The sequence below is a fragment of the Reyranella sp. genome (assembly GCF_004296935.1).
Classification (GTDB): domain Bacteria; phylum Pseudomonadota; class Alphaproteobacteria; order Reyranellales; family Reyranellaceae; genus Reyranella.
Genome location: NZ_SCVH01000121.1, coordinates 22,063 through 47,320 on the forward strand (window position 1 = coordinate 22,063; position 25,258 = coordinate 47,320).

Annotated in this window: 25 protein-coding genes, 2 tRNA genes and 1 pseudogene; 8 read left to right on the forward strand and 20 right to left on the reverse strand. The window is 66.3% G+C overall.

All coding sequences use genetic code 11. The annotated features are described in order from the left end of the window. The first annotated feature begins 89 nt into the window (after nucleotides 1-89). Complete coding sequence (locus tag EPO55_RS17175; protein WP_296338262.1) at nucleotides 90-1,052, forward strand: tripartite tricarboxylate transporter substrate-binding protein; 963 nt, start codon at nucleotides 90-92, stop codon at nucleotides 1,050-1,052. A 39-nt stretch (nucleotides 1,053-1,091) separates the two neighbouring features. Here the strand turns inward: EPO55_RS17175 and EPO55_RS17180 are convergent, their stop codons facing one another. The 3 genes from EPO55_RS17180 to hisI are packed head-to-tail and all read right to left on the reverse strand — an operon-like array spanning nucleotide 1,092 to nucleotide 3,202. Continuing rightward, nucleotides 1,092-2,276, reverse strand: a complete 1,185-nt coding sequence (locus tag EPO55_RS17180) for an MFS transporter (protein ID WP_296338263.1) — start codon at nucleotides 2,274-2,276, stop codon at nucleotides 1,092-1,094. 15 nt (nucleotides 2,277-2,291) lie between these two features. Continuing rightward, nucleotides 2,292-2,726: a hypothetical protein gene (locus EPO55_RS17185; protein WP_296338264.1), complete on the reverse strand. Its 435-nt coding sequence runs from the start codon at nucleotides 2,724-2,726 to the stop codon at nucleotides 2,292-2,294. Nucleotides 2,727-2,776: 50 nt separating this feature from the next. Then, nucleotides 2,777-3,202, reverse strand: coding sequence for a phosphoribosyl-AMP cyclohydrolase (hisI, locus tag EPO55_RS17190; protein ID WP_296338266.1), 426 nt, complete (start codon nucleotides 3,200-3,202; stop codon nucleotides 2,777-2,779). 81 nt (nucleotides 3,203-3,283) lie between these two features. On the opposite strand from hisI, the gene EPO55_RS17195 reads away from it, so the two are divergent. Continuing rightward, entirely contained in the window at nucleotides 3,284-3,769 is a 486-nt protein-coding gene (locus EPO55_RS17195; protein ID WP_296338267.1) for a Fur family transcriptional regulator, read from the forward strand. Nucleotides 3,770-3,771: 2 nt separating this feature from the next. Here the strand turns inward: EPO55_RS17195 and metC are convergent, their stop codons facing one another. The 9 genes from metC to EPO55_RS17240 all read right to left on the reverse strand — a co-directional run bounded on the left by metC (nucleotide 3,772) and on the right by EPO55_RS17240 (nucleotide 10,176). Beyond that, entirely contained in the window at nucleotides 3,772-4,965 is a 1,194-nt protein-coding gene (gene metC, locus EPO55_RS17200) for a cystathionine beta-lyase (protein WP_296338268.1), read from the reverse strand. 22 nt (nucleotides 4,966-4,987) lie between these two features. Further along, nucleotides 4,988-5,575 (reverse strand): GNAT family N-acetyltransferase, encoded by a 588-nt coding sequence (locus tag EPO55_RS17205; RefSeq protein ID WP_296338269.1) that lies wholly within the window; start codon nucleotides 5,573-5,575, stop codon nucleotides 4,988-4,990. Continuing rightward, entirely contained in the window at nucleotides 5,568-6,425 is an 858-nt protein-coding gene (sseA, locus tag EPO55_RS17210; RefSeq protein WP_296338270.1) for a 3-mercaptopyruvate sulfurtransferase, read from the reverse strand. Before sseA ends, EPO55_RS17205 begins: the two co-directional genes overlap by 8 nt. A gap of 126 nt (nucleotides 6,426-6,551) precedes the next feature. Beyond that, nucleotides 6,552-7,253: an alanyl-tRNA editing protein gene (locus EPO55_RS17215; protein WP_296338271.1), complete on the reverse strand. Its 702-nt coding sequence runs from the start codon at nucleotides 7,251-7,253 to the stop codon at nucleotides 6,552-6,554. A gap of 9 nt (nucleotides 7,254-7,262) precedes the next feature. Next, entirely contained in the window at nucleotides 7,263-8,177 is a 915-nt protein-coding gene (locus tag EPO55_RS17220; RefSeq protein WP_296338272.1) for a ribokinase, read from the reverse strand. A gap of 9 nt (nucleotides 8,178-8,186) precedes the next feature. Next, the gene (locus tag EPO55_RS17225; protein ID WP_296338273.1) at nucleotides 8,187-9,188 is read right to left on the reverse strand and encodes a cysteine synthase A; all 1,002 of its coding nucleotides are present in this window, start codon (nucleotides 9,186-9,188) and stop codon (nucleotides 8,187-8,189) included. Nucleotides 9,189-9,246: 58 nt separating this feature from the next. Next, nucleotides 9,247-9,876, reverse strand: coding sequence for an NUDIX domain-containing protein (locus tag EPO55_RS17230; protein ID WP_296338274.1), 630 nt, complete (start codon nucleotides 9,874-9,876; stop codon nucleotides 9,247-9,249). A 54-nt stretch (nucleotides 9,877-9,930) separates the two neighbouring features. After that, a tRNA-Asn gene (locus EPO55_RS17235) sits at nucleotides 9,931-10,005 on the reverse strand. Between the two features lie 97 nt (nucleotides 10,006-10,102). Then, nucleotides 10,103-10,176: transfer RNA gene (locus tag EPO55_RS17240), tRNA-Cys, on the reverse strand. 147 nt (nucleotides 10,177-10,323) lie between these two features. On the opposite strand from EPO55_RS17240, the gene EPO55_RS17245 reads away from it, so the two are divergent. The 4 genes from EPO55_RS17245 to EPO55_RS17260 all read left to right on the forward strand — a co-directional run bounded on the left by EPO55_RS17245 (nucleotide 10,324) and on the right by EPO55_RS17260 (nucleotide 15,882). After that, nucleotides 10,324-10,983: a protein-L-isoaspartate O-methyltransferase gene (locus EPO55_RS17245; protein ID WP_296338275.1), complete on the forward strand. Its 660-nt coding sequence runs from the start codon at nucleotides 10,324-10,326 to the stop codon at nucleotides 10,981-10,983. Nucleotides 10,984-11,074: 91 nt separating this feature from the next. Then, nucleotides 11,075-12,538 (forward strand): TolC family outer membrane protein, encoded by a 1,464-nt coding sequence (locus EPO55_RS17250; protein WP_296338276.1) that lies wholly within the window; start codon nucleotides 11,075-11,077, stop codon nucleotides 12,536-12,538. Further along, nucleotides 12,535-13,125, forward strand: coding sequence for a DUF2497 domain-containing protein (locus tag EPO55_RS17255; RefSeq protein WP_296338277.1), 591 nt, complete (start codon nucleotides 12,535-12,537; stop codon nucleotides 13,123-13,125). The genes EPO55_RS17250 and EPO55_RS17255 overlap by 4 nt, the downstream gene beginning before the upstream one ends. A 78-nt stretch (nucleotides 13,126-13,203) precedes the next feature. Further along, nucleotides 13,204-15,882, forward strand: a complete 2,679-nt coding sequence (locus tag EPO55_RS17260) for a valine--tRNA ligase (RefSeq protein WP_296338278.1) — start codon at nucleotides 13,204-13,206, stop codon at nucleotides 15,880-15,882. 12 nt (nucleotides 15,883-15,894) lie between these two features. Here the strand turns inward: EPO55_RS17260 and EPO55_RS17265 are convergent, their stop codons facing one another. Genes EPO55_RS17265 through EPO55_RS17285 form a run of 5 tightly spaced genes read right to left on the reverse strand, consistent with a single transcriptional unit; the run spans nucleotide 15,895 to nucleotide 20,852 of the window. Further along, nucleotides 15,895-16,368: an N-acetyltransferase gene (locus EPO55_RS17265; protein WP_296338279.1), complete on the reverse strand. Its 474-nt coding sequence runs from the start codon at nucleotides 16,366-16,368 to the stop codon at nucleotides 15,895-15,897. 15 nt (nucleotides 16,369-16,383) lie between these two features. Then, on the reverse strand, nucleotides 16,384-17,217 hold the full coding sequence (locus EPO55_RS17270; RefSeq protein WP_296338280.1) for a phytanoyl-CoA dioxygenase family protein: 834 nt from the start codon (nucleotides 17,215-17,217) through the stop codon (nucleotides 16,384-16,386). Between the two features lie 23 nt (nucleotides 17,218-17,240). Continuing rightward, on the reverse strand, nucleotides 17,241-18,785 hold the full coding sequence (locus EPO55_RS17275; protein WP_296338281.1) for an acetyl-CoA acetyltransferase: 1,545 nt from the start codon (nucleotides 18,783-18,785) through the stop codon (nucleotides 17,241-17,243). Continuing rightward, nucleotides 18,782-19,942, reverse strand: a complete 1,161-nt coding sequence (locus tag EPO55_RS17280) for a CaiB/BaiF CoA-transferase family protein (protein ID WP_296338282.1) — start codon at nucleotides 19,940-19,942, stop codon at nucleotides 18,782-18,784. The genes EPO55_RS17275 and EPO55_RS17280 overlap by 4 nt, the downstream gene beginning before the upstream one ends. Nucleotides 19,943-19,946: 4 nt before the next feature. Then, complete coding sequence (locus tag EPO55_RS17285) at nucleotides 19,947-20,852, reverse strand: EamA family transporter (protein ID WP_296338283.1); 906 nt, start codon at nucleotides 20,850-20,852, stop codon at nucleotides 19,947-19,949. Nucleotides 20,853-21,015: 163 nt separating this feature from the next. On the opposite strand from EPO55_RS17285, the gene EPO55_RS17290 reads away from it, so the two are divergent. Both EPO55_RS17290 and EPO55_RS17295 read left to right on the forward strand, forming a co-directional pair. Beyond that, nucleotides 21,016-22,032, forward strand: coding sequence for a tripartite tricarboxylate transporter substrate binding protein (locus tag EPO55_RS17290; protein WP_296338284.1), 1,017 nt, complete (start codon nucleotides 21,016-21,018; stop codon nucleotides 22,030-22,032). Nucleotides 22,033-22,042: 10 nt separating this feature from the next. Then, a complete protein-coding gene (locus EPO55_RS17295) occupies nucleotides 22,043-23,233 on the forward strand; it encodes an aromatic ring-hydroxylating dioxygenase subunit alpha (protein ID WP_296338285.1) in 1,191 nt (396 codons plus the stop codon). Here the strand turns inward: EPO55_RS17295 and EPO55_RS17300 are convergent. The 3 genes and pseudogenes from EPO55_RS17300 to EPO55_RS17310 all read right to left on the reverse strand — a co-directional run. After that, nucleotides 23,225-24,271 (reverse strand): quinone-dependent dihydroorotate dehydrogenase, encoded by a 1,047-nt coding sequence (locus tag EPO55_RS17300; protein ID WP_296338286.1) that lies wholly within the window; start codon nucleotides 24,269-24,271, stop codon nucleotides 23,225-23,227. The two genes, EPO55_RS17295 and EPO55_RS17300, sit on opposite strands and share 9 nt — an antisense overlap. 42 nt (nucleotides 24,272-24,313) lie before the next feature. Beyond that, a complete protein-coding gene (locus tag EPO55_RS17305; RefSeq protein ID WP_296338287.1) occupies nucleotides 24,314-24,877 on the reverse strand; it encodes a hypothetical protein in 564 nt (187 codons plus the stop codon). Nucleotides 24,878-24,937: 60 nt separating this feature from the next. After that, a pseudogene (locus tag EPO55_RS17310) lies at nucleotides 24,938-25,258 on the reverse strand (DNA topoisomerase IV subunit B); the annotation flags it as partial.

A 25,258-nucleotide genomic window follows, 5' to 3' on the forward strand; every position in this document is an offset into this window, starting at 1 on the left:
CATATCCGGTGCAGCGCGCGCCACGCATTCGTCGCGTGTACAGATCGGTGGCCAACATCAGGGGGCTATCTCGCCGTCGTTCGCTGGTCGTGTTGGGGGCCGTCTGCGCCGCGCCGGCGGTCGTCCCAGCCCGGGGGCGCGCCCAAACCGCGCTTCCCGACAAGCCACTCCGCATCCTGGTGGGGTTCGCCGCCGGCGGCGGCGCCGAACTCATAGCACGGGCCATCGCGCCGCAACTCGAACTGCGGATTGGCCGCCGCGTTGCCGTCCACAATATGCGCAGTGTCGCCGATGCGGCTGCGGGTGAGATCTTCAGGAGAGACCTGAGCCTGGGGTCGGTCGTGGCTTTCCTGCCGTCGACGACGCTCGCTTCGAAGCTGGCCGGCACCGCGTTCCCGTTCGATTCCCAAAGCGACCTCGTGCCGCTCACGGTGGCCGGGACCTTCCAGATCGCAACGGCCGTCTCGCCCGGGACAGGCGTCTCGACATTCGCCGAGTATGTCGCGTGGCTGAAGGCGGGCCCGCCGTCGCGTGCACGGTTGGGCACCACGACGACCGACGCCTATCTCAAGATCTACAGCATGATGATGGGCCGAGAGATCGGCCTCGACCTGGAGGACGTTCCCCACCGCGGTGCGTCGCGTCTCGTCGCTGCCTTGAAGGCCGACAGGATTCCCGCCGGGTTGGGCAGCGTCGCCACGCTGATGCAGCACAACTACGACCGCAGGGTGAAGATCCTGGTGACGTCCGGGCGCGCGCGGGTGTCGGTGTTGCCGGGCGTGCCGACCGTTGCCGACGCCGGATATCCGTCCCTCCAATTGGAGGAGTGGTACGGCTTCTTTGCCTCCTCAACGTCGCCGCTTCCCGCCCTGGCCGAGTGGAACCGACAGCTCCGGGCGGTTCTCGCCGAAGGGGAGGTCATCGCAGCTCTTGCGCAACTCGGGCTCGATGTCGAAACCTCGACGCAAGAGGAAGCCGCGGTGCGGGTCGCGGCCCATCTGCGCGCCTGGCGCGCGCGGATGGAGTCCTTCGGCATCAAGCCCGCCAGATAACGACACGCGGAGGCGGCTCGAATCCGCCACCGGCCGAATTCACGGGCTCACGCCCTCGCTTCGAAACGCCGGCCTGAGCGCCCACACCATCGGCACGGTGGTCAAGGCCACCGAGGCCACGACCGCAAGCGCCGTCGTGAGGCCGATCTGGTCGCCCATCAGGCCGAACAGCAGCGGGCCGGTGGCGCCGGCCACCGAACCGCCGGTGTAGAACACCGCGAAGGCATGGGTGCGCTTCTCGGGGCTGATGAATTCGGGCACCGTGCCGTAGAGCACCGAGGAGGTGCCATTCAGCATCAGCCCGACTGCCGGCAGCAGCACGAGCGCCAATTCCAGCGACAGTGGCAGGATGGCGAGGATCAGCAGTGTCGTTGCGACCTCGGTCAGCACGACGGAGGGCACGACGCCGAGCTTCTGGCCGACCCAGCCCATCACCAGCTTGCCTGCGGCGCCTCCGGCGAACATCAGCGACAGGCCGAGGCCGATGGTCGGCAGATCGGCGCCTTTGTCGCGCAGCAGGAAAGGCAGGAAGATCAGGAAGCCGGTGCGCACCAGGTCGTCGGCGATGTGGATCGAGAACAGCAGCCAGTAGGCCCACGGCCGGTCCTGGCCGGCGATGTTCTTCGCGGGCTCGGCCGTGCCGTGCGTCACGATCGGCTTCAGCGACGCCAGGATGATGGTGGCGCCGAGGACCGCCAGCGCCGCCATCACGACCATCGCCTGCTGCCAGCCGAGCGAGGCGGCAACCAGGGCGAACAGGGCGGGCAGCAATACCTTGCCGACGTCGCCAGTGAAATTGTAGGTGCCGAGGGCGGTGCGCGAGCGCGGCCCGTGATAGGCGGCGGCAACGAGGCTGGAGGCGATGGGATGCTGCGTGCTGCCGCCCAGGCCCGCCAGCAGCAGGCCCGCGATCACGCCATAGAGCGAGCCGGTGAAGCCTGCCAGGCAATAGCCGACGGCGATCAGGGTGGTGCCGAGCGCCAGCACGCGGACGCCGCCGAAACGCTCGGCCAACCTGCCCGAGGGGATCTGGCCGCTGGCCATGGCGCCGGAATAGACGGTCTTGAGCGCACCGATGGCGCCGTAGCTCAGGCCGAACTGCGACTGCAGCAGCGGATAGAGCACGTTCAGCAGGTCGGTGAAGCCGTCGTGCAGGGCGTGCGCCCCGCCGCACACGGTCAGCGTCCGGCGATCGGAGGGGGAAGGGGAGACGGCGACTGTCATCGCGCCGTCACATTACTAGCGACCGGGAATGCGGTCGAACCAAAAGGCGAGTTGCTGCTGGAAGTCGGCTTCGGCGAAAGCTGTATCGGTGATGACCGAGGGCTTGCCGTTGCGCGGATAGCGCACGCTCTGCAGCCTGGCGAACTTGGTGTCGCTCTGGTGCAGGATCAGCACGTCGCCCTGGCGGCGGTGGAAGATGAATTCGTGGATCTTGCGGATATTGACCAGGCTGACGACGTAGCGGCCGCCGGTGCCTTCGCCCGCGAGCTGGCGCACGGGGATGTCGCGGCCCTCGTTGGTGATGCCCATCAGCGCCGGCGCTTCCGGCGCCATCATGTTGTCGTTGCCGGTCCGCTGGATCATCCGCACCAGACGGTCGCCGCGCGGCGACAGGGTGGTGGTGCGGGGTGCCGCACAGGCTGCCAGGGGCAGGAACAAGGCGGCGGCCAACAGGCTGCGCCGTGGGAATACGCTGAGGGGAAATACGCTGCTGGGCAAACTCAATCCTTCCCGCTGTTGGTCATGTCGATGACGATCGGCGCGATGGCGTCGAGCTTGCCGCCGCGGATCGCCCGGAAGAAGCAATTGTGCCGGCCGGTGTGGCAGGCAACGCCGGTTTGCTCGACCAGGACCAGCAGCGTGTCGCCGTCGCAGTCGATGCGCAGGTCGACGAGAGTCTGGATATGGCCCGAGGTGTCGCCCTTGCGCCACGGCGCCTGGCGCGAGCGCGACCAGTAGCAGACCCGCCCGGTGCTCATGGTCTCGGCGACGGCGTTGCGATCCATCCAGGCCATCATCAGGATTTCGCCCGTATCGTGCTGCTGGGCGATCGCGGGCACCAGGCCCTGGGCGTCGAACTGGATGGCGGCGAGCGTAGTGTCGATCTCGGTTGGCAGGTAAGTGGTTGGGGTCATCTTTGGGGACATGGGGCGACCTTGGCCTCCGGAAGGAACGGGGCGTATAATCTCCCTGTTTCTGCTTGGCAAATCGGGGCAAATCGGGATCTCGTGAAGAAGTCGACGAAAGCTGCCGTCCACAGTCACGATCATCAGCACTGCGTCGAGGATGCCCTCGCGGCGGCCGAAAAACTATGCGCGGCCAAGGACCTCCGGTTCACGCCGCTGCGCCGGCGCGTGCTCGAGTTCGTCTGGTCGAGCCACAAGCCGGTCGGTGCCTACGCGCTCCTCGACAAGCTGCGCAACGAGGATCTCGGCTCGGCGCCGCCCACGGTCTACCGCGCGCTGGACTTCCTGATCGAGAACGGCCTGATCCACCGCATCGAGCGCATGAATGCCTTCGTCGGCTGCAGCCATCCCGGCGAGGCGCACCGCGGTTTCTTCCTGATCTGCGCCGACTGCGGCAATGCCGAGGAACTGCAATCGGCCGACCTCGGCGAGGCGATCACGGCCGGCGCCGCCAGGCGCGGCTTCACCGCCCGCGACATGACCCTCGAAGTGACCGGCGTCTGCGGAGATTGCCGGCGCGCTGCCTGATCCTAGGCGTTGTGCGCCCGGTTGAGGCGCTCGAAGCCTTCGGCGAGGTCGGTCTTGAGATCCTCGACGTCTTCCAGGCCGATGTGGACGCGGAGCAGCTGCTTGCCCTGCGGCCAGGGAACGGCGGTGCGGTACTGGTCGGGATGGGCCGGGATCATCAGGCTCTCGTAGCCGCCCCAGCTCGCGCCCATGCCGAAGATGTCCATGCCGTCCAGCATCGCGGCCAACGCGTTCTTGCTGTAGCCATCGCGCAGCGTGAAGGAGAACAGGCCGGACGAGCCCTTGAACTGCTTCTTCCAGTTCTCGTGGCCCGGACAGTCGGGCAGGGCGGGGTGCAGCACCTTGTCGACCTCGGGCCGCGCCTTCAGCCAGTGGGCGATGGCCATGCCGCTCACTTCGTGGTGGCGCAAGCGCACGCCCATGGTGCGCAGGCCACGGAGCGCCAGATAGCAATCGTCGGGGGCGGCATGGAAGCCGAAGGACTGGCAGGCGGTCTTCGCCGTCTCGAACAGCGGCCGCGTCGCGCAGGAGATGATGCCCATCATCGCGTCGGAGTGGCCGACGATGTACTTGGTGCCGGCGTGCACCGAGATGTCGCAACCGTGCTCGAACGGCTTGAAGTAGAGCGGCGTCGCCCAGGTGTTGTCGATGATCACCGTGGCGCCATGTTTCTTGGCGATGGCGGCGATGGTGTCGACGTCCTGCACCTCGAAGGTCTGCGAGCCGGGCGCCTCGAGATAGACGATCTTGGTGTTGGGCCGGATCATCTTCTCGATGCCGGCGCCGATCATCGGATCGAAGTAGGTGGTCTCGACACCGAAATTCTTGAGCGTGGTGTTGGAGAAGCGCCGCGCCGGGCCGTAGGCGTTGTCGGTGACCAGCATGTGATCACCCGATTTGAGGAAGCCCACGATGGCGCCGGTCACGGCGCCGAGGCCGGACTGCACGGCGATGGAACGGTGCGCGCCCTCGATGGCAGCGACGGCATCTTCAAGGGCCTTCTGGGTCGGCGTGCCGTTGCGGCCATAGCCGAAACCCTCGAACGGGATTCGATTCTCGAACTTCTCCATCGTCGGCGAGAGGATCGTCGAGGCGTGATAGACGGGCGGATTGACGATGCCGAAATTGTTCGCGGGGTCGCGGCCGGCCACGGCCAAAACGGTGTCGGGGCGGGTATAAGTTTTCTTGGAGGTCATGAATTCGACTATGGCACAGGCTTCACGCTGGCGGCCAGCGATAGACCTCGGGCCACAGCACCCGCGGATCCTGCAATTCCTTGTCCTTGCTACGCACTATGCGAAACCCTGCCTTGCGATAGGTCCGGAGCGCGCCGGGATGGTCGAGCGTGTTGGTGTTGAGGATCAGCTTCGCAGTGCCGCGCGCAAAAGCCCGTTCGATCGCCCGGTCCAGAAGCCAGGGACCGATGCGCCGGCCGACATAGGCAAGCGTGAGGCCGAAGAAGACCAGCTCGTCCGCCTTGAGCTCGAAATAGCCGACGAGGTCGCCGTCATGGCGCGCGACATGCAATTCGTGGTCGGGGTCGCCGAGAAGTTCCGCCAGCGCCCCGTCGGACATCAGCCGCCGCTCGTACCAGAGCCAGGGCCTGCCGACCCGGTCGTAGAGATCGCGATAGAGGGCAACCGACGGCGCGGCTTCGCGCGTGATGGCCACGGCGAGTTCGGGCGGCTGTCCGCGTTGGGTCCAGTCCGCGCGCACCATTTCGAGATGCGTGATGGTGACCGCGATCCGCCCGTCGGCACGCGGCGGCGGCTGGTGGGCGAACAGATCAGGGACCGCTTCAGGCACCAGTGACGATAGGCGTGTCGGCACGGCCGCCCCATTCGGTCCATGAGCCATCATAGATGGCTGCTTCCGGCGCACCCGTCAGATAGAGGCCGAGGCCCACGACGCAGGCGGTGACTCCGGAGCCGCAGCTTGCCGTCACCTTCTTCGCCGGATCGATGCCCGACGCGGCGATGCGGGCGGCGAGCTTGTCGGCCGGCAACATGGTGCCGGTCGCGGGATCGACCAGCTCGTTGTAGGGCAGGTTGTAGGCCCCCGGCATGTGGCCGCCGCGCAGGCCGGCGCGCGGTTCCGGCGCCTCGCCGCGGAAGCGGGCGGCGGCGCGCGCATCGACGATCTGCTCGCGCTTGCTGTCGATCAATCCAAGGACGTCGTCGACGGAGCGCACCAGCGTATTGTCGAGCCGGGCGGTGAAGTGGCGGTCGCGCGGCGGCGTCGGATCGTCCGTCACCGGGCGGTTCTCGCGCATCCATTTCGGCAGGCCGCCGTCCAGGATCGCCACGTCCTTGTGGCCCATGGCGCGGAACATCCACCAGACGCGGGCGGCGCCAGTCATCGGCGTGGTGTCGTAGATCACGATCTTGTTGCCGTCGCCCAGGCCCAGCTTGCGTACGCGCGAGGCGAACTTTTCCGGCGGCGGCAGCATGTGGGGGAGCGGGCTCTTCTCGTCGGCGATCTCGTCGATGTCGAAGAACACCGCGCCCGGGATGTGCGCTTGCGCGAATTCGGCCTTGGGGTCGCGCTTCTGCGCCGGCAGATAGAACGAGCCGTCGACGATGCGCACGTCGGGGGCGCCCAGGCGGCTGGCGAGCCAGTCGGTGCTGACGAGCGCGTCGGGTCTTGCGTAGTTCATTGTGCGTTTCCCTTTGCAGTCTTGTTCCTCTCCCCCGCTAGGGGGAGAGGCTAGGTGAGGGGGCTCGAACGTGCGTAACCCCCTCACCCAACCTCTCCCCCTAGCGGGGGAGAGGAGTTTGAGTCCTCAGGCCAGCGCAATGACGAACCGGCGGTTCATCTTGCCCTTGTTTTCGATTTTGATGCATTCGATGCGGCCGATCTCGCCGGTGCGCGCGACATGGGTGCCGCCGCAGGCCTGCAGGTCGACGCCCTCGATGGCGAGCAGACGCACGCGGCCGGCGCCCATCGGCGGGCGCACGCTCATGGTCTTCACCAACTCAGGCCGCGCATTCAACTCCTCGTCGGTGATCCATTGCGGCGTCACCGGCCGGTCGAGCGCGATCAGCCTGTTGACCTCCTCGGTCACCCATTCCTTGGCCGGGACCTCGCCCTCGAGATTGAAATCGAGGCGGCTCTTGTCGGCGCCGACCTGGCCGCCGGTGACGTTGCCCTTGATCACCGCCGACATGACATGCAGCGCGGTGTGCATGCGCATGTGCAGATAGCGCCGGTCCCAATCGAGCACGCTCTGGATTTTTGCGCCGACCGCCGGCCGCGGCGCATCGGGTGCCAGCACATGCAGCACGTCGCCGCCGTCGGCCTTGAGCGAGTCGACGACCTTGGCCTCGCCGCCATCCCAGCGCAGCAGGCCGGTGTCGCCGGGCTGACCGCCGCCGGTCGGATAGAAGATGGAGCGGTCCAGCCGCACACCACGCTCTTCGAGCGCGGTCACGGTGGCGTCGGTTTCCTTGAGATAGGCGTCTTGCCTGAACAGTTCTTCGACCATGGAGGGGATTTAGGCCCTCGCCAGACGCGCTGCAACTTCCCTCGCTGTCGGCATCGACGGCGCCGCGCCCAATCGCTCGACGGAACAGGCGGCGGCGGCATTGGCGTAACGCGCCGCCTCGACCGATGTCGCACCCGATGCCAGGCGAGCCGCCAAGGCCCCCACGAAGCAGTCACCGGCTCCGGTCGTGTCCACGACCTTGGCTTTCAAGGCAGGGACACGGGTCGCGCCCTCCGCGGTCACCACGACGGCGCCCCGTCGGCCAAGAGTCGCCACGACGGTGCGGGCGCCCTTTCGGCGCAGCTTCTCGCAGGTCGCGACGATCGCCGCGATCGGACTGGCAGCCGTGAGCTCGGTCCCGGTCGCCTGCGAGAGTTCGATCTCGTTCAACACCGCGACGTCGACCGACTTCAGCAGCCGGCTGGGATGCCGTACGAACGGCGCGAGATTGAGGATGGTGCGGGCGCCGGCGGCATGGGCGCGCGCGAGGACGGCTTCCGTGGTGGCGAGCGGCGTCTCGAACTGCGCGACCCAGACCTCGTCGCGACGCGGTGCCTGGCGGACCATCGCCGTCGTCAGATGCAGGTTGGCGCCCGAGGCGACGGTGATTGCGTTGTCGCCGCCGGCAACCTGGATCAGCGCCACGCCAGTGGCGTGCCCCGCGATCTCGCGCACGCCGGAGCTATCGACGTCGTTGTCGGCCAGGAAGCTGCGGAGCGCATCGGCGAACGCATCCTTGCCGACGGCGCCCATCATTGCCGTTGCGGCGCCGAGACGGACCGCGGCGATGGCCTGGTTGAGGCCCTTGCCGCCGGGCAGGAACGAGACCTTGCCGCCGAGAAGCGTTTCACCCGCAGCCGGCCGCCGCGCGCTTTGCACGACGACGTCCATGTTGAGGCTGCCGCAAACGACGACTCTACTCATCGAGCGGGGTCATTTCATCCAGGACGGCAGCGGCAGGTTCTTCTCGCGCAGGAACACCGGGTTGAACAGCTTCGACTGATAGCGGCTGCCGCCATCGGCGAGGATGGTGACGATCGTCTTGCCCGGACCGAGTTCCCTGGCGAGCTTCATCGCGCCCACGATGTTGATGGCGGTCGAGCCGCCCAGCACGAGGCCCTCGTGCTGGATCAGGTCGAACAGGACCGGCAGGGCTTCCTCGTCGGTGACCCGGTAGGCGAGGTCGATCGGCGCGCCTTCGAGGTTCTTGGTGATGCGGCCCTGGCCAATGCCTTCGGTGACCGAATTGCCCTCGGCCTTCAGTTCGCCCTTGGCGTAGAAGTTGTAAAGCGCCGAGCCCATCGGATCGGTGATCGCGATCTTCACGCCTGAATTGCGCTCCTTCAGGGCCATCGCGACGCCCACGAGCGTGCCGCCGCTGCCGACCGAACAGGTGAAGCCGTCGACCTTGCCGTCGGTCTGGTCCCAGATTTCCGGGCCGGTGGTGCGATAGTGGCCGTCGCGGTTGGCGACATTATCGAATTGATTCGCCCAGATCGCGCCGTTCGGTTCCGTGGCGGCGATTTCCCTGGCCAGCGTCTCGGAGTAGCGAACGTAGTTGCCGGGATTGGCATAGGGGAGTGCCGGTACGAGACGAAGATCGGCGCCGCACAGGCGCAGCATGTCCTTCTTCTCCTGGCTCTGCGTCTCGGGCATCACGATCACCGAACGGTAGCCCAGCGCATTGGCGACCAGGGCAATGCCGATCCCGGTGTTGCCGGCCGTGCCCTCGACCACCACGCCGCCCTTGCGCAACGCGCCGCGCTTCTCGGCGTCGCGGATCATCGCGAGGGCGGCGCGATCCTTCACCGATCCGCCGGGATTGAGGAATTCCGCCTTGCCGTAGATCTCGCAGCCCGTCGCCTCGGAGGCTGCGCGCAGTTTGATCAGCGGCGTGTTGCCGATGCTTTCGATGAAACCCGACCGGACGTTCATGACGTGCTCACTGTGCTGAACCCTGCGCTCCCGGGCAGACGGTAGACAGGGAGCGGGCTCAGGCGCAACCGGCTTGGCGCCAGCGGCTTCTGACCTCGTCGCGATGCAGAGCCAGCCACTGCAGGGCGACGACGGCAGCAGCATTTTCTATCTCGCCGCGGTCCAGCATGGCGCGAGCTTCAAAAAACGGCACGACCTTGACCAGAATATTCTCTCCTTCCGACTCGAGGCCGAACACGCCGCCGGCAGCGGAGGCATCGACTCTGCCGAGAAAGAGCGCACACGACTCCGACATCGCACCGGGGCTCACCATAAGGGTGTGGATCGGGATCAGATCGCCGACCTCGAGGCCGGCTTCCTCGACGGCCTCGCGGCGAACGAGGTCCTCGGGCGATTCGCCTTCCTCTAAGATTCCCGCGACCATTTCCCAGCTCCAGGGATGACGTCCGGCGACGTAGGATCCGGCACGGAACTGGCGGATCAGGACGACCTCGTCACGCAACGGATCGTAGGGCAGGACCCCGGCGGCATGGCCGCGCTCGAAGACCTCGCGGCTGATGACCGGGCTTTGGCCGCCCTGGTAGAGCGTGTGCCGGAAAAAGTACCGGCCGACTTTGAAGTAGCCCTTGAAGGCCACGACATGATCGACCAGTTCGGCCTTCTCGTCGGACGGGGGAGGATCAGCCATGGGGGCAACTCCACAGGCAAAAAGGGGCCGTACTCTTGCGAGAACGGCCCCGATTGGCTCCGGAGGTAGGACTCGAACCTACGACCGGGCGATTAACAGTCGCCTGCTCTACCGCTGAGCTACTCCGGAATGGAAATCGGCGCGGGCGGCGGTATCCAGCCCGCGAAGGCGCGATGTTTTGACAGAGCATCCCTGCCCACGCAAGGGCATCGGTCGTCGCGGTTTGTGGAGGCCTGGGCCGGAATCGAACCGGCATACGCGGATTTGCAGTCCGCTGCATCACCACTCTGCCACCAGGCCGCGCGAGGAACGGCGGCTGCTATACTCATGCGGCGACAGACCGGTCAAGCCAAGCGGTCAAGGCCGGCACCGGGACCGCGACTCCGCACCCTTTGACGCTGTCGCCGCGCGCCGCCTATAAACACCGTTATATATTGGGGTTGGTTGATGACGGATTTCGCTCTCGCGCGGCGTAACATGGTCGAAGGCCAGCTCAGGCCCAATCGGGTGACCAACGCGGCGCTCCTGGCCGCCGTTGGCGAGCTGCCGCGGGAGAAGTTTCTGCCCGAGGCCGTCCGCTCCGTCGCCTACGCCGACGAAGACGTGCCGCTGGGCGGTGGCCGCTACCTCATGGAACCCATGGTTCTGGCCCGGCTGATCCAGACGCTTCAACCGCAACCGGAAGACCGGGCTCTCGTGGTCGGTGCCGGCCGCGGCTATGGCGCGGCCCTTTTGGCACGGCTCGTGAAGGCAGTAACGGCGCTCGAAAGCGATCCGGCGCTGGCTGCCGCCGGCGAGCAGACGACCAGGGATCTCGGCCTCACAGGCATCCAATGGGTCACGGGCAAACTGGAGCAGGGGGGCCCTGGCTCGGCGCCCTATGACGTCATCCTGATCGAGGGCGCGGTTCGGCAGGTTCCCCAGGCAGTCTTCGACCAACTGGCGGAAGGCGGCAGGCTTGCCGTCACCGTGTCGGGGACTTCCGGGGCAATGGGCGTGGCCCAGATTTTCATCAAGGATGGCGGCGTGACTTCAGGGCGCCCGCTGTTCGAGGCCGGCACGCCGCCGCTTCCGGGCTTTGCACCGCCGCCACGCTTCACTTTTTGATGAAGGCCCAGCGGGTTTGGCCACCGGATCGGGGGCTACCAATGCCCATTCCGGCAGTGGTAGGCTCCGACCACATATGAGAGTCAGTCCAATGCGTATCCCGCCCGGTTTGAGTCACGCCTGCGCCATCGCAGGGCTCGCGCTTGCGGCAGGACTGGGCGCGGCGCCGGAGGCTCGATCGCAGAGCCTGATCGAGGCGCTGTCGACGACCTACAACTCCAACCCCGATCTCCTGGCGAGCCGGGCGTTGTTGCGCCAGACCGATGAAACGCTGGCCCAGGCGGTCGCGAACTGGCGGCCACGGGTGTCGGTGTCGCTGAACTACAACAAGAACATCGACGCCAACTATCCAATGACCGTGCCCGGCGTGGCCCAGACACCGACGTTCTGGACCTTGAACGGCAAGTCCACCGTGCTTCAGTTGACCCAGCCGATCTTCCTTGGCGGCCAGACGGTCGCCAATACCAAGCAGGCGCAGGCCAACATCCAGGCGCAACGCGCCGCGCTCGCCGATACCGAGCAGAACGTCCTTCTGGCGGCGGTGACGTCGTATGCCGACCTGATCCAGAACATCGCCATCGCCGATGCGCGGCGGAACAACGTCAGCGTCCTCGTCCAGCAGCTCGATGCGACGCGCGAGCGTTTCCGCGTCGGCGAACTCACGATCACCGACGTGTCGCAGGCCGAAGCACGACTGGAACTGGCCAAGGCCGACCTCGTGCAGGCCGACACCCAGGTCCGGATCGCCGAGGCCGCCTTTCAGCGCACGATCGGGGTGAAGCCCAACAAGCTGGGCGAGATCCCGCTGGTGGGCGGGCTGCCGGGCAGCGAGGAAGAGGCAGTGGCGCTCGCCATGGACGGCGGCGCCCGCTCGGTCACCGCGCAATACCGAATCTCGGCGGCGGCATACGGGGTGAACAGCGCGGTCGGCGCTCTGCTGCCCCAGATCAACCTCGTGGGGACCGTCCAGCAGCAGTTCGACGTGCAGGTTCCCGGAGACCGGTTCTACAACTATATCCTCGGCTTTCAGGCCACGATCCCGATCTATCAGGGCGGCGGCGAGTGGTCGAAGATCCGGCAGGCAAAGGAACTGGTCGGGCAGCGGCGCAACGAGCTCGACAGCGCGCGCCGGGCGGTGGCGGAGAACGTCATCCGCGCCTGGCGCCAGCTCGATTCGTCGCGCTCCAGGGTGACCTCGTTCGAAGCCCAGGTCCGTGCCAACGAAGTCGCCCTGAACGGCGTCCGCCAGGAGGCCCTGGTCGGGTCCCGCACGACCCTCGACGTGCTGAATGCCGAGCAGGAACTGCTCAACTCCCAGGTCAACCTCATCCAGGCGCGCCACGACGTGCAGGTTTCGTACTACGGGGTTCTCGCCGGCATCGGGCGCCTGACGGCCCGGACCCTCACGCTTCCGGTCGAATATTACGACGAAGAGAGGTACTATAACGAGGTGGGCTCGCGCTGGATCGGCTGGGGCAATGCCGACACGGCAAACCCCGCCTCGACCGGTAACGTATCCACTGGCAGTCCCGCCGCGGGGGGCAGTAGCAAATGAGCGATGCCAGAAACGCGAACAACGATCCGTCGATGGACGATATCCTCGCTTCCATCCGCAAGATCATCTCCGACGACGAAGCGCGCGCCCAGGTCGGCAACCAGCAGCCTTTGAGTCAGTCGGCGCGGCCGGCCGTCGTTCCGCCGACCGAGCCGCGGCTGGCGCCAGGCGCAGAGGCGGCCCGGCGCGACGACGTCCTCATGCTGACCGACCTCGTCGAGGAGCCGAAATCCGCCGCGGGCGCTGCCCGGCCGGTGCCGATCCCGCTGCCACGAATCGATCCGGCGCGCGCGTCGGAGATGCCGCAGCCGTCCTTCGAACAGCCGCCGGATGGCGCGCTGGTCGGCTCGGGTGCGGTGGGCGTCGCCAGTTCGGCGTTCGCCCGGCTCAACCAGGCCGTCCAGGAGAGCGTGCCGCCGCCGGTCGCGCCCGATGCAGGACCGGCCGTCGATGCCAATGGCAAGACCATCGAGGACCTGGTCAAGGAGATGCTGCGGCCGATGCTGAAGGAATGGCTCGACCGCAACCTGCCGCCCATGGTCGAACGGTTCGTCGAACGGGAGATCGTCCGGCTGACACGCCGCTGACCTCGAGGCGCCCCCGAATAGAACGCCACGGCGCCGTCCGTGGCGTTTTCGTTTATAAGGCCAGAGAAGTTGCAACAGATGCTCGACAAGACCTACGACCCCAAAGAGATCGAAGCCCGCCGCTACCCAGAGTGGGAGCAGGCCGGGGCTTTCCGTGCCCATCCGGAGTCGGCCAAGCCGCCCTATTGCATCGTCATCCCGCCGCCCAACGTCACCGGCAGCCTGCACATGGGCCATGCACTCGACAATACGTTGCAGGACGTGCTGATCCGCTGGCGCCGCATGAAGGGCGACGACGTGCTGTGGCAACCCGGCACCGACCATGCCGGCATCGCGACCCAGATGGTCGTGGTGCGCAATCTCGAGCAGGAGGGGATCGGCCTCGCGGTCGAAGGCGCTGCAAGGAACGACGCCAACAAGAAGCTGCTCAACCGCGAGGAGTTCCTCGCCAAGGTCTGGGAGTGGAAGGCCTACTCCGGCGGCACCATCACCGGCCAGCTCCGCCGCCTCGGCGCCTCATGCGACTGGAGCCGCGAGCGCTTCACCATGGACGAGGGGCTGTCGAAGGCCGTCCTGAAAGTGTTCGTCGATCTCTACAAGGCCGGGCTGATTTACAAAGACCTCAGGCTGGTCAACTGGGACCCCAAGATGCTGACGGCGATCTCCGACCTCGAGGTCGAGTCGCAGGAAGTGAGAGGGCACCTCTGGTATTTCAAATACCCGCTCGAGGGCAGTGACGAGCACATCGTCGTGGCCACGACTCGGCCCGAGACGATGCTGGGCGACACCGGCATTGCCGTGCATCCCGACGATCCCAAGTGGAAGCACCTGATCGGCAAGCATGCGGTGCTGCCGCTGGTCGGCCGCAAGATCCGCATCGTTGCCGACGAATATTCCGATCCGGAGAAGGGATCGGGTGCGGTCAAGATCACGCCGGCGCACGACTTCAACGATTTCGAAGTCGGCCGGCGGCACAAGCTCGAGGCCATCAACATCTTCGACAAGTTCGCCCGCGTGAACGAGAACGCACCGGAGAAGTATCGCGGCCTCGACCGCTTCGACGCGCGCAAGAAGATCGTGGCCGAGATGGAGGAGCTGGGCCTGGTCGAGAAGATCGAGCCGCACACCCACGCCGTGCCCTACGGCGATCGCGGCGGCGTGCCGGTCGAGCCCTATCTCACCGAGCAATGGTACGCAGACGCCAAGAAGCTCGCCGAGGAGCCGCTCGCGGCGGCGCGCGACGGCCGCGTGAAATTCGTGCCCGAGAGGGGGCGTGACGAGTTCTTCCGCTGGATGGAGAACATCCAGCCATGGTGCGTGTCGCGCCAGCTCTGGTGGGGGCATCAGATTCCGGCCTGGTATGGACCCGACAAGAAGGTGTTCGTCGCGGTCTCGGAGGACGAAGCGAAGGTCGAGGCACGTGCCCACTATGGCAAGGACGTCGCGCTCGAACGCGACCCCGACGTGCTCGACACCTGGTTCAGCTCGGCCCTGTGGCCATTCTCGACGCTCGGCTGGCCCGACCGGACGCCGGAACTCGCCAAGTACTATCCGACCAGCGTGCTGGTGACCGGCTGGGACATCCTGTTCTTCTGGGTCGCCCGCATGATGATGATGGGCTCGTACTTTATGAAGGAGGTGCCGTTCCGCACCGTCTACCTGCACGGGCTGGTGACGGACGAGAAGGGCCAGAAGATGTCGAAGTCCAAGGGGAACGTGATCGATCCCCTGGAGCTGATCGACAAGTACGGCGCCGATGCGCTGCGTTTCACCATGACGTCGCTCGCGGCCTCGCAGGCCGGCCGGCTGCGGCTTGCGCCGGCCCGGGTCGAGGGCGCGCGCAACTTCGCGACCAAGCTCTGGAACGCGACGCGCTTCGCCGAGATGAACGGGGCCGCGCTGCCCAAGGGTTTCGATCCTTCGTCGGCCAGGCTCACCGTCAACAAATGGATGCTGGGCGAACTCGCGCGCGCCAACACGGCGATCGACAAGGCGATGACCGACTTCCGGCTGAACGAAGCTGCCAACACGCTCTACGAATTCGTGTGGGGCGTGGTCTGCGACTGGTACGTCGAGCTCACCAAGCCGATTCTTCAAGGCGCCGATGGGCCCGAGAAGGACGAGACACGTGCTGTCACGGCCTTTGTGCTGCGCGAGACGGTGAAGCTGATGCATCCGGTGATGCCCTTCATCACCGAGGAGCTGTGGGACAAGCTCGGCCATCGCGAGGAGCACGGCCCGCTGATCGGCCAGCCCTGGCCGGTGCCCACCGCTCTCGATGCCGCCGCCGATGCCGAAATGGGCTGGCTGGTGAAACTGATCTCCGATATCCGCTCCGCGCGCGCCGAGCTGAACGTCCCGGCCGGCGCCAAGCTCAAACTTCTGGTGATCGGCGGCGACGCGACGACGGCGGCCAGGCTCGAGAGGCATCGGGCGGCCATCGAGCGGCTGTCGCGCATCGAAGGCATCGAGGCCGCCACGGCGGCCCCCAAGGCATCGCTGCAGATCGTGGTGGGCGAGGCGACCTATGCGCTGCCGGTCGGCGAGGTGATCGATCTAAAGGCCGAGGGCGCACGGCTGCAGAAGGAAATCAAGAAACTGGCTGACGAGGTCGGCAAGATCGACGCCAAGCTCGGCAACGCGGCCTTTGTGTCGCGCGCGCCGGAAGAAGTCGTCGAGGAGCAGCGCGAGCGCCGCAGCCAGGCGGAGCAGACGCGGGCACGCCTCAGCACGGCGCTGGAGCGGCTCGGCGCCTAGCGCGCATAGCGCTCACTTCAACGGCTTCGTCCACCAGTTCGACGCGATGGTCAGGTCGGATTGGCGCAACGTCTCGGCCTTGGCGAGATCCCGGTCGCCGCAGGTCACCAGGATCTGAACCGCGCCCCGCTCGTGAATGAGCGTGGATGCGTGGGAGAGCAGGGCCTCGCCGACCGTCAGCCAGTGGCGAGGTTCGGTCACGCAAAAATCGTCGATCAGATAGGTGTCGCCGCCCGGATCGAAGACGGGAGACGATGGAAACTTCCGCGCGATCAGGAAGCCGAGGAACTGGCTGCCCTCGACGGCGACCAGGAAGAACGTGCCGGGCTCCGTCAGCAGCTTGGTGAAGAACACCTGCGTCATCGCCGCCGATTGCGGGTGCTTGTGCCAGAATGTCGGCTGGTACTTCTGATATTGCCGCCGGTTGCGTTCCGCCAGGTCTACGGTTGCTTCAATGTCGGACGCGGCGGCTTTGCGGACGTCCATGAGCAACCCCGCCGACTACGACGCCTTGCGCAGGTCCGGGACGTAAGGCTTGCTGGCGAAGTGTTCCTGGCCGTCGCCACGGGCGAAGCGCAGGCCGGCGCGGCGGATGGCTTCGTCGTCGACCGGCTCGAGCGGCACATAGTAGCGGTCGTCGACCCTGGTGAAGGTGTCGTTGTCGACGCGGTTGTAACAGATCAGCAGGGTCCAGCGCCGGTTGGCCGAGCGATTGGCATCGGAGCGGTGGATGGCGTTGCAATGGAAGACCAGCGCGTCGCCGGCGTCGAGTTCGCAATACTCGATCGGGCATTTCTCCAGGATGTGCGGCAGGCGCTTGGGGTCGACCTCGTTCTGGGTCGGCGACAGTGGCGTGTGGTCGATACGGCCGAGCTTGTGTGAGCCGGCGGCGATCTGCAGGCAGCCGTTGCTCCGGTCGGTCTTGTCGAGGGCGATCATGACCGAGAGAAGGTCGGGACGCAGGCAGCCGTTGTAATACCAGTAGCCATAATCCTGGTGCCATTCCCAGGCGCCGCCGACTTCGGGCTCCTTGGCCGTGAGCTTCGACTGGTAGTGATAGACTGGGCCGCCCAACAAAGCCGCCGACGTATCGACCATGCGGTGCGTGCGGGCGGCGAGACCATAGACGCTGTCGCCGGCGCGGTTCCAGAGCGCGATGCGCGTCGAGCGGCCCTCGCCGTCGCGGCGGTCGAGGATGCTGTCGCGCACGGCGGGATCTTCCTCCATCGCCGCCGTGAGGAGCTTCACCTCGTCGGGTGCGAACAGGCCGCGGGCGTAGGTGAATCCCTTTTCGTTGAATTCGGCCATCTGGGCCGCGCTGAGGATATTGGACATGGGTTCCTCGCCAGGATCAGGGCCTAGACCGGGCGGAAGACGTTGCGGCCGCCCTCATCGGAGACCGATACCTTACGCCCAAGCTGCTCCTTCGTCAGCATGTCGGCCAGGATCGCCGGCTCCTGGGGCGCCATGGCGATGAAGCGGTCGCCGGACGCATCGAGCCGGCCGAGGATGTAGCCACGTTCCGGGGCATCCTTGCCGTAGGTCACGCAGTAGGTCTCGATGGTGCCGGTGCCGGAGGGCCTGGTCTCGACCCGCTGTTTCGGCCGGGCGTCGAGTTCGGCCTGGAATTTCTTGGGGTCCTCGCGCCGCCACGGACCCTTGGTCGGCGCGGTCGAATAAAGGCCGGCGGAATGCTTGGTGAGGTAGTTGCCGTTGGCCGTCACCATGCCGAACGAGCCAGGCTTCTTGCGCACGACAGTCATCATCTCGGCGATGGAATGGGTGACGTAGTTGTTGCCGGGCCCGCCGAAGAATGGCAGGCCGCCGGTGACGCTGATCGGCCGCGGGTCGTCCTCGGCGATGCCGATCTCGGTCATCGCCACTTCGACGGCCGAAGGGAAGCAGCTGTAGAGATCGAAGACATCGACGTCGGCGACTTTCTTGCCGGCCATGTCGAGCGCGATGCGGGCGCAGCCGCGGATCGCCGGCGACGTATCGAGCTTCTCGCGCTCCGAGACGACCCAGGTGTCGGTTCCGTCCGCGCAGCCATGCAGGAACACCCAGCGGTCCTGCGGGATGCCCCATTCCTTGGCCTTGCCCACCGACGTCATGAGCACGGCGGCGGCCTGGTCGATGATCGCGTTGGCGTTCATCAGGCGCGGGTAGGGGAAGCAGATCCAGCGGTTGTCCTCGGAGATCGTCGACAATGCCTCGGCACTGTAGCCGTCGCGGCGGGTTGCCAGCGGATTGCGCTTGGCGACGGCGGCGAGACGCTCGAACAGCCGACCCATCGCCTTCATGTGGCTCGGAACGTCGCGGTTCAGCCCACCGCGGATGGCGTTCTCCAGCAGCGGATAGAAGTGGATGGCGGCCCTGAGCTCGTGGCGCGCCTCCTCTTCGCTGAAGCCAAAGCGCTTGTCGCCGATCCGCTCCGGCTCGCCGCCGGGATCCTCGTTCCAGTCGATCTTTTGTCCGGTCCGGCGCGCGATCTGGGTGCTGCGGAGCAGCTCGGCGCCGCAAATCAGGGCCAGCTCGGTCTCGCCGCTCGCGATCTCCTCGGCGAAGCGGTTGACCAGGTACTGGGGCATGTTGCCGCCGGAATGGCTGTAGAGCAGCTGCCGCGGGTGGGCATGCAGCCGGTCAGCAACGCTTTTGGGCGGATTGCTCGACCGGCCGAAGGGCGAGGCGAAGCGCGGGCTGATGTCGCTAAAAAACTCCAGCACGACGATGGCGTCGATCATGTGACCGAGGCCGTGGCCGCCAATCGCGGCACCCGTATCGTCGAGCGCGAGGGCCGCCGCTTCGGCGCAGAAGGCGACGCGCGATCGCTCGCTCGACGGCGCGCCTGCCGTGTCGGTGATCTGGCCGGCACCGACCAGGATGGGGGTGCGCGGATCGATCATTTTACGAGAGCCTCGATATCGGCTGCGCTGAGGCCGGCCTCGGCGAGCACGCGCCTGGTATCCTCGCCCAGCGCGGCGACCTTCGGTCCGCTTTGCAGCGGCGAGCCCGAGAAACGGAAAGGCGGCGCCGGCGACTTGTAAGTGCCCGCGCTGTCCTCGATGGTGCAGAGCGAGCCGCGATGGGCGACCTGCGGATCCTGCAGCGCTTCGGTGACGGTGAGGTAGGGCGAGCAGGGCACGCCGTGTTTCTCGAGAGCGGCGACGCATTCCTTGACGGTGAGTGTCCTGGACCACTGCTCGAACTCGTCGACGAACTTGTCCCAGTTCATGCGCCGGTCGGCGTATTTCTCGAAGCGCGGATCGCTGAGCCAATCGCGCCGTCCCGCCGCGGTCGCCATGTCCTGGAAGGTGCGTTCGCTGGCCGTCGCCAGCATGACGTAGCCGTCGCTCGCCTCGACCGGGCCGTACATCGGCCGCGACGGCATCTCGAAATCGAACTGCGCGCGATTGACCTCGCCCAGCAGCATGCCGACCAGCGCTTCGAACATCGAAACGTCGATCATCTGGCCCTTGCCGGTGACATGGCGCTGATGGACGGCCGCCAGGATGGCGCCCATGGCATAGGCGCCGCTCGCATAGTCGGCGACGAAGATGCCGCAATTGTCCGGCCGTTCGCGGCCCTGCTGGTAGAAGAGATGGGCCATGTCGTAGCCGGTCGAGGCATGGATCACCGGCGCATAGGCCGGACGTCCGGCGGCGGGCCCGGTCTGGCCGTACCCGGAGATGGCGCCGTAAATGAGCCTGGGATTGATCTTGGCCAGTTCGGGATAGTCGAGGCCCAGGCGCTTCATCACGCCCGGGCGGTAATTCTCGACCAAGATGTCGACGGTCTCGACGAGCTTCTTCACGGCGACAATCGCCTCGGGTCGCTTGAGGTCGAGCACGATCGAGCGTTTGCCGGCGTTGAGCTGGCCAAACATCGTGCCGGCGCCGTCGCGCTGCACCGGCCTGGAGCGCATCAGGTCGCCCTCGGGCGACTCGATCTTGATCACATCGGCGCCCATGTCGGCCAGCAGGCGGCTGCAATGTGGACCGGCAATGGTGGTCGAGAAGTCGAGGACCCGCAGGCCATCGAGCGGCCTTGTCTGTTCGGTCATGAGATCACCGCGTTACGAGAATGAGAACGACGCCGCCGACCACGAGGATGCTGCCGATCCACTCGCCGAGGGACGGGCGCTCCTTGAGGACGAGGCGCGAGGAGATGAAGGTGAAGACCAGCTCGATCTGGCCGACGGCGCGCACGAGGGCAGCGTTCTCCAAGGTCATGGCGAGCGCCCAGCCGGCCGAGCCCAGCACGCTGAAGATGCCGACCCAGATCGAGGACCGCCAGTTGTGCCAGACCTTGCCGAGTTGCGGCCGGTCGCGTCGTGCGAGGTAGAGAGCCATCAGCACGACCTGGATGGTGTTCATGCAGGCGAGCACCGTGATGCCGCGGATCATGAAATCGCCCTCGGTCAGGAGCTTGGAGGCCTCGCGGATCGTGCCGGCGGCGATGGCGAAGACCGCACCGGACAGGATGCCGTAGACCGCGCCCTTGTGCGTCAGATCGGCAAGGACACCGCGTATGTCGGAGAGCTTGCCGCGCACGCTCAAGATCGCCACGCCACCCAGGCATACGAAGATGCCGATCCAGGAGCCGAAGGCCAGCGGTTCGCCGGCGATGTAGGTCGCGAACAGCGCCACGAACACCGTCTCGGTCTTGGAGTAGACGGTTCCGACGGTGAAATTGCGCAGAGAGAAGGAGTGGATCATCAGCGAGGTCGCCACGATCTGCGCGACGCCCGCAATGGTGACGAGGCCGAGGAAGGCCAGCGTGATCGTGGGCACCGTCCGGCCGGTGCCCCAAACCAGGAAGGCGAGGGCGGCCAGCGCCAATGGTGCGCCGTAGAGGTAGCGGACGAAATTCGCGCCATCGACGCTCAGCAGTCCACGAATCTTCTGCTGCATCGTCGTGCGAATGTTCTGACACAGCGCGGCAGCGATCGTGATCGGTATCCAGAGCGGCACGGCATCTTCTCCCTTGGCGGGAGTGTATGGCTTCCCCGGAAGCGCGTCTGCCACCCAGATTTCCGCGATGCAGGCCTCATCCCGGCTGCAGGTGAGCTATGCATCGGTCGTGGCGGTGGCTATGTTTCAGCGAAGATCGAGCGGACATCCGGGGGAAGAAACCATGACGCGCAAAGCGTTCGGACGGCGAACCATCGTCGGGGCGGCGCTTTCCGCTCCTTTCCTCGGTTCGGCGGGCCTCGGTTCGGCGGGATGGGCGCAGGGTGCCTGGCCCACCAAGCCCATCCGCATCGTCGTGCCGTTCAATCCCGGCGGAGCGATCGATGCCCTCGTGCGGGTGATCGCCGACGGACTCACGGCACGGTTGGGTCAGCAGGTTCTGGTCGATCCCAAGCCGGGCGCCAACACGATCGTCGGGGCGGACATCGTCGCCAAGGCAGCCCCCGACGGCTACACGTTCCTGATCACGACGAATTCGACCCATACCAACAATCCGACACTCTACGCCAAGCTGCCGTTCGATCCCGCCAAGGACCTGATCCCGGTGTCGCTGATCTCGCTGGGAACGATCCTCGTGGTGGTGAAGGCCGATGCCCCGTTCAACGATCTCAGGGGCATGGCGGCATGGGTGAAGGGGCTGGGCCGGCCGGCGACCTATGGCAGCTGGGGTATCGGCTCGAGCGCCCATCTCTATGGCCTGATGTTCGAGAAGGCCCTCAGCGGTCCAAGTGGGGGCGGTCTCTATAGCCACGTCCCCTATCGCGGCGACGTGCCGGCTCTGCAGGACGTCGCCAACGGCACGCTCGACATCACCTGGGCCAGTCCGACCAGCGCCAAGCCGCAGATCGCAGCCGGCCGGGTGAAGCCGCTTGCCGTCGCCGGGGCCAAGCGCTCGGCATCCATGCCCGAGCTTGGGACCTTTGCCGAGCAGCTGATCGCCGGCTTCGATCTCAGCCTCTTCGTGGCGGCCTATGCGCCGGCCGGCACGCCGGCGGAGATCGTCAGCCGCCTGCAACGGGAGATCAAGATCGTGATCACCCAGCCCGAGGTTGCCGAGAAGATGATCGCCCAGGGGCAGACGCCTGTCGGTTCCACGCCCGGCGAACTTGCCGCCGTGCTGGCGCGCGAGACGCCCATCTGGGCCGACCTCATCAAGCAATCCGGCGCCAAGGTCGAGTAGGGAGTTCACCATGAGTGCGGCCACGAATGTCCGCTCCGCCTACGGCCTGGAGCGACCGACCTACAACGCCAAGCTCACCGAGGTGGGGCGCGGCACGCCGATGGGCGAACTCCTGCGGCGCTACTGGCACCCGGTTGGCATGGCGTCGGACGCCGGTGCGACGCCACGCCCAGTCAAGATCCTGGGCGAGGAGTTGATCCTGTTCCGTGACGGCCAGGGGCAGGCGGGCTTGGTCTATCCGCGCTGCTGCCACCGTGGCACGACGCTCTATTACGGCAAGGTCGAGGAGCGCGGCATTCGCTGCTGCTATCACGGCTGGCTGTTCGACGTCGAAGGGCGCTGCCTGGAAATGCCCTGCGAGCCCAATCCGACCGGCGCGCAATGCCAGCGCGTACGCCAGCCGTGGTATCCGGTCGAGGAACGCTACGGTCTGGTGTTTGCCTACCTCGGACCGCCGGACAAGAAGCCGGTACTGCCGCGCTACGAATGTCTCGAGGTGCTACAGCCGGGGGAATTCGTCGAAGCCGACGATTCCAGCATCGGCAGTGGCGGCATCGCGATCGCGCCCTGCAACTGGCTGCAGCACTTCGAGAACGTCGTCGATCCCTACCATGTTCCGATCCTGCATGGCTCCTTCAGCGGCCCGCAGTTCGCCGCCCAGATGAATGCCTTCCCGAAGGTGAAGTTCGAGTACGGACGCCAGAGTGTGAAGGCGACCTCGATTCGTCCCGGTCCCGACGGCAGGCGCTTCCGTCGCGTCACCGAAGCCGTGGTGCCGACCCTGCGGGTCGTTGCCAATCCGCAGGTCGCTCAGTACGGCATGGTCGAATCAATCGGCTGGACCTTGCCGATCGATGACACCCACTATCGCATCTACGTTGCCGGCCGCGTCCGGGAGAAGGGCGAGCTCACCAAGTTCAAGTCGCGCTACAACGGCAAGGCCTGGGCCGAGCTGACCCCGGAGGAGCACCAGAAGTTTCCCGGCGACACCGAGGCTCAGGTCGGGCAGGGCGCGATCACCTTCCACTCGGAGGAGCATCTGATGTCGTCCGACCAGGGCGTGTCCATGCTGCGGATCCTGCTGCAGAAGCAGATCGACATTGTCGCGTCGGGTGGCAATCCGATCGGCGTGGCGTTCGACGAGGGGAGCGCCTACGTCAAGTTCGACGCCGGGCAATACCTCGACGAAACCTCAACGTAGGTCGGCGCCGATCGCATCGGCCACCGAGGCAAAGCCATCGCGGGCGAGCAGCGCAGCCAGTTCGCTCTTGATGCGGCGGATGAGCGGCGGGCCCTCGTAGACCATGGCCGAGTAGAGCTGCACCAGGCTCGCACCGGCACGGATCTTGGCGTAGGCATCCGCACCCGAGCCGACACCGCCACAGCCGATCAGCGGGAACTGGCCTTCGGCGCGCTGCGCGGTCCGGCGCAGGACGCCGGTCGACAGGGTCATGAGGGGAGCACCGGACAGGCCGCCGGTTTCCGCACGCCGCCCGGAACGGAGCGAGGGCGGGCGCGATAATGTCGTGTTGCCGACGATGATGCCGTCCATGCGCAGGTCGCGGCAGACCGAGACGATATCGTCGAGATCGTCGTCCGTGGCGTCGGGCGCGATCTTGACTACGAGCGGCACCGGCTTCATGGCGATGGCGTCCTGGACGCGCCTGAGCAGATCCGCGAGCTGGGTGCGCCCCTGGAGATTGCGCAGTCCCGGTGTATTGGGCGACGACACGTTGCAGACGAGATAGTCGGCATAGGGCGCCAGGGCCACGCTGCAGGCGACGTAGTCCGCCGCGCGGTCGGTGCTGTCCTTGTTTGCCCCGACGTTGACGCCGATGAAGCCGCGGCGGGGACGGGCGGCGAGCCTGGAGCGGGCGGCCTCCAGACCCTGCCCCGGGAAACCCATGCGGTTGATGACACCGCGGTCCTCGGCCAGCCGGAAAAGCCGCGGCCGGGGATTGCCATCCTGTGGTCGGGGCGTGACGCTGCCGATCTCCACGAACCCGAATCCCAAGCCAAGCAGAGCGTCGGGAACTTCGGCGTTCTTGTCGAAGCCCGCGGCCAGGCCGATCGGATTGGGCAGGTGGCGGCCCCAGACCGTGATGGAAAGCGACGACGGGTCAGGCTTCCCGTCACCCGGCAGCAGCCCGCTTTTCAGAGTGCGAAGCGCCAACCCATGCGCTGTCTCCGCGTCGAGACGTGACAGGATCGTATCGGCAAGGAAGTACCAGGCGGCCATGGCCGTCTGGTTAGCAGAGAGTCCCTGTGGAGCGCTTTGCTCCTAGCGACGTTCGAGGCCGTTGTTCGGCCGGAGCGACATTGAATCGCTGAACACAACCAGGAACAATTCTCTGAAAAGCTGCTCGATGCGCGGATCGTCCGGGCCCGTCGCCGGTGTCCAGGCAGTCGTCTGCGACAGCGACAAGTCGTTGCGGCAGTAGACGGCAAAAAGCTTGAAGACGCCGGGCGTCCCGGGGCCGGTTCGCCGCGCGCCGGCACAGACCGAATCGGCGCCGAGATCGTTGGCGTAGTCGAACACCAGCACCAGCCGGTAGTAGGGGCGCGGCATTTCTGCCGGATTGTCGTAAGTGAAGGTCAGGTTGGGGCGCGGCTTGGCGATCTGCATCGTCGGCAGCAGGCGACGCGCCACGTCGTCGGCCGGGACATTGGGGAACGGGTTGCCGTCCAGGATAACCTGGAAGGTCTTGTTGTCGGCTGCGTTCCAGAAGTCGATGAAATCGTACTGAGGCGCGTAGTAGGTGCCACCGATGGTCGCTGCGCCGGCAATCGCAGGTACAGCGATGATGGCCGCGATCGCCGCGGCGATTTTCTTCGCATAACGCATGCGAACCCTCTCCCTGGTACCTCTTTCAACTCCCCACGATACGTGACCGCGCCGGCCGGATCAAACGTCGAGATCGCGGGCGAACTTGGCGTTTTCCTGGATGAAGGCATAGCGTTTCTCGGGCTTCCGCCCCATCAGGTCCTCGACCAGGGTCGCCGTGCGCATGGCCTCTCGCCGGGCGTCGACGTCGGCCGCGGTCGGCACGTCGACCTTGAGCAGGATGCGCTTGGTCGGATCCATCGTGGTTTCGCGCAGATGGACCGACTGCATTTCGCCCAGGCCCTTGAAGCGTGTCATCTCGGCCTTGCCGCCGAACACGGTGCGCAGGAGTTCGTCCTTCTGCTGCTCGTCGTGGGCATATTCGGTCCGGCCGCCCTTGCT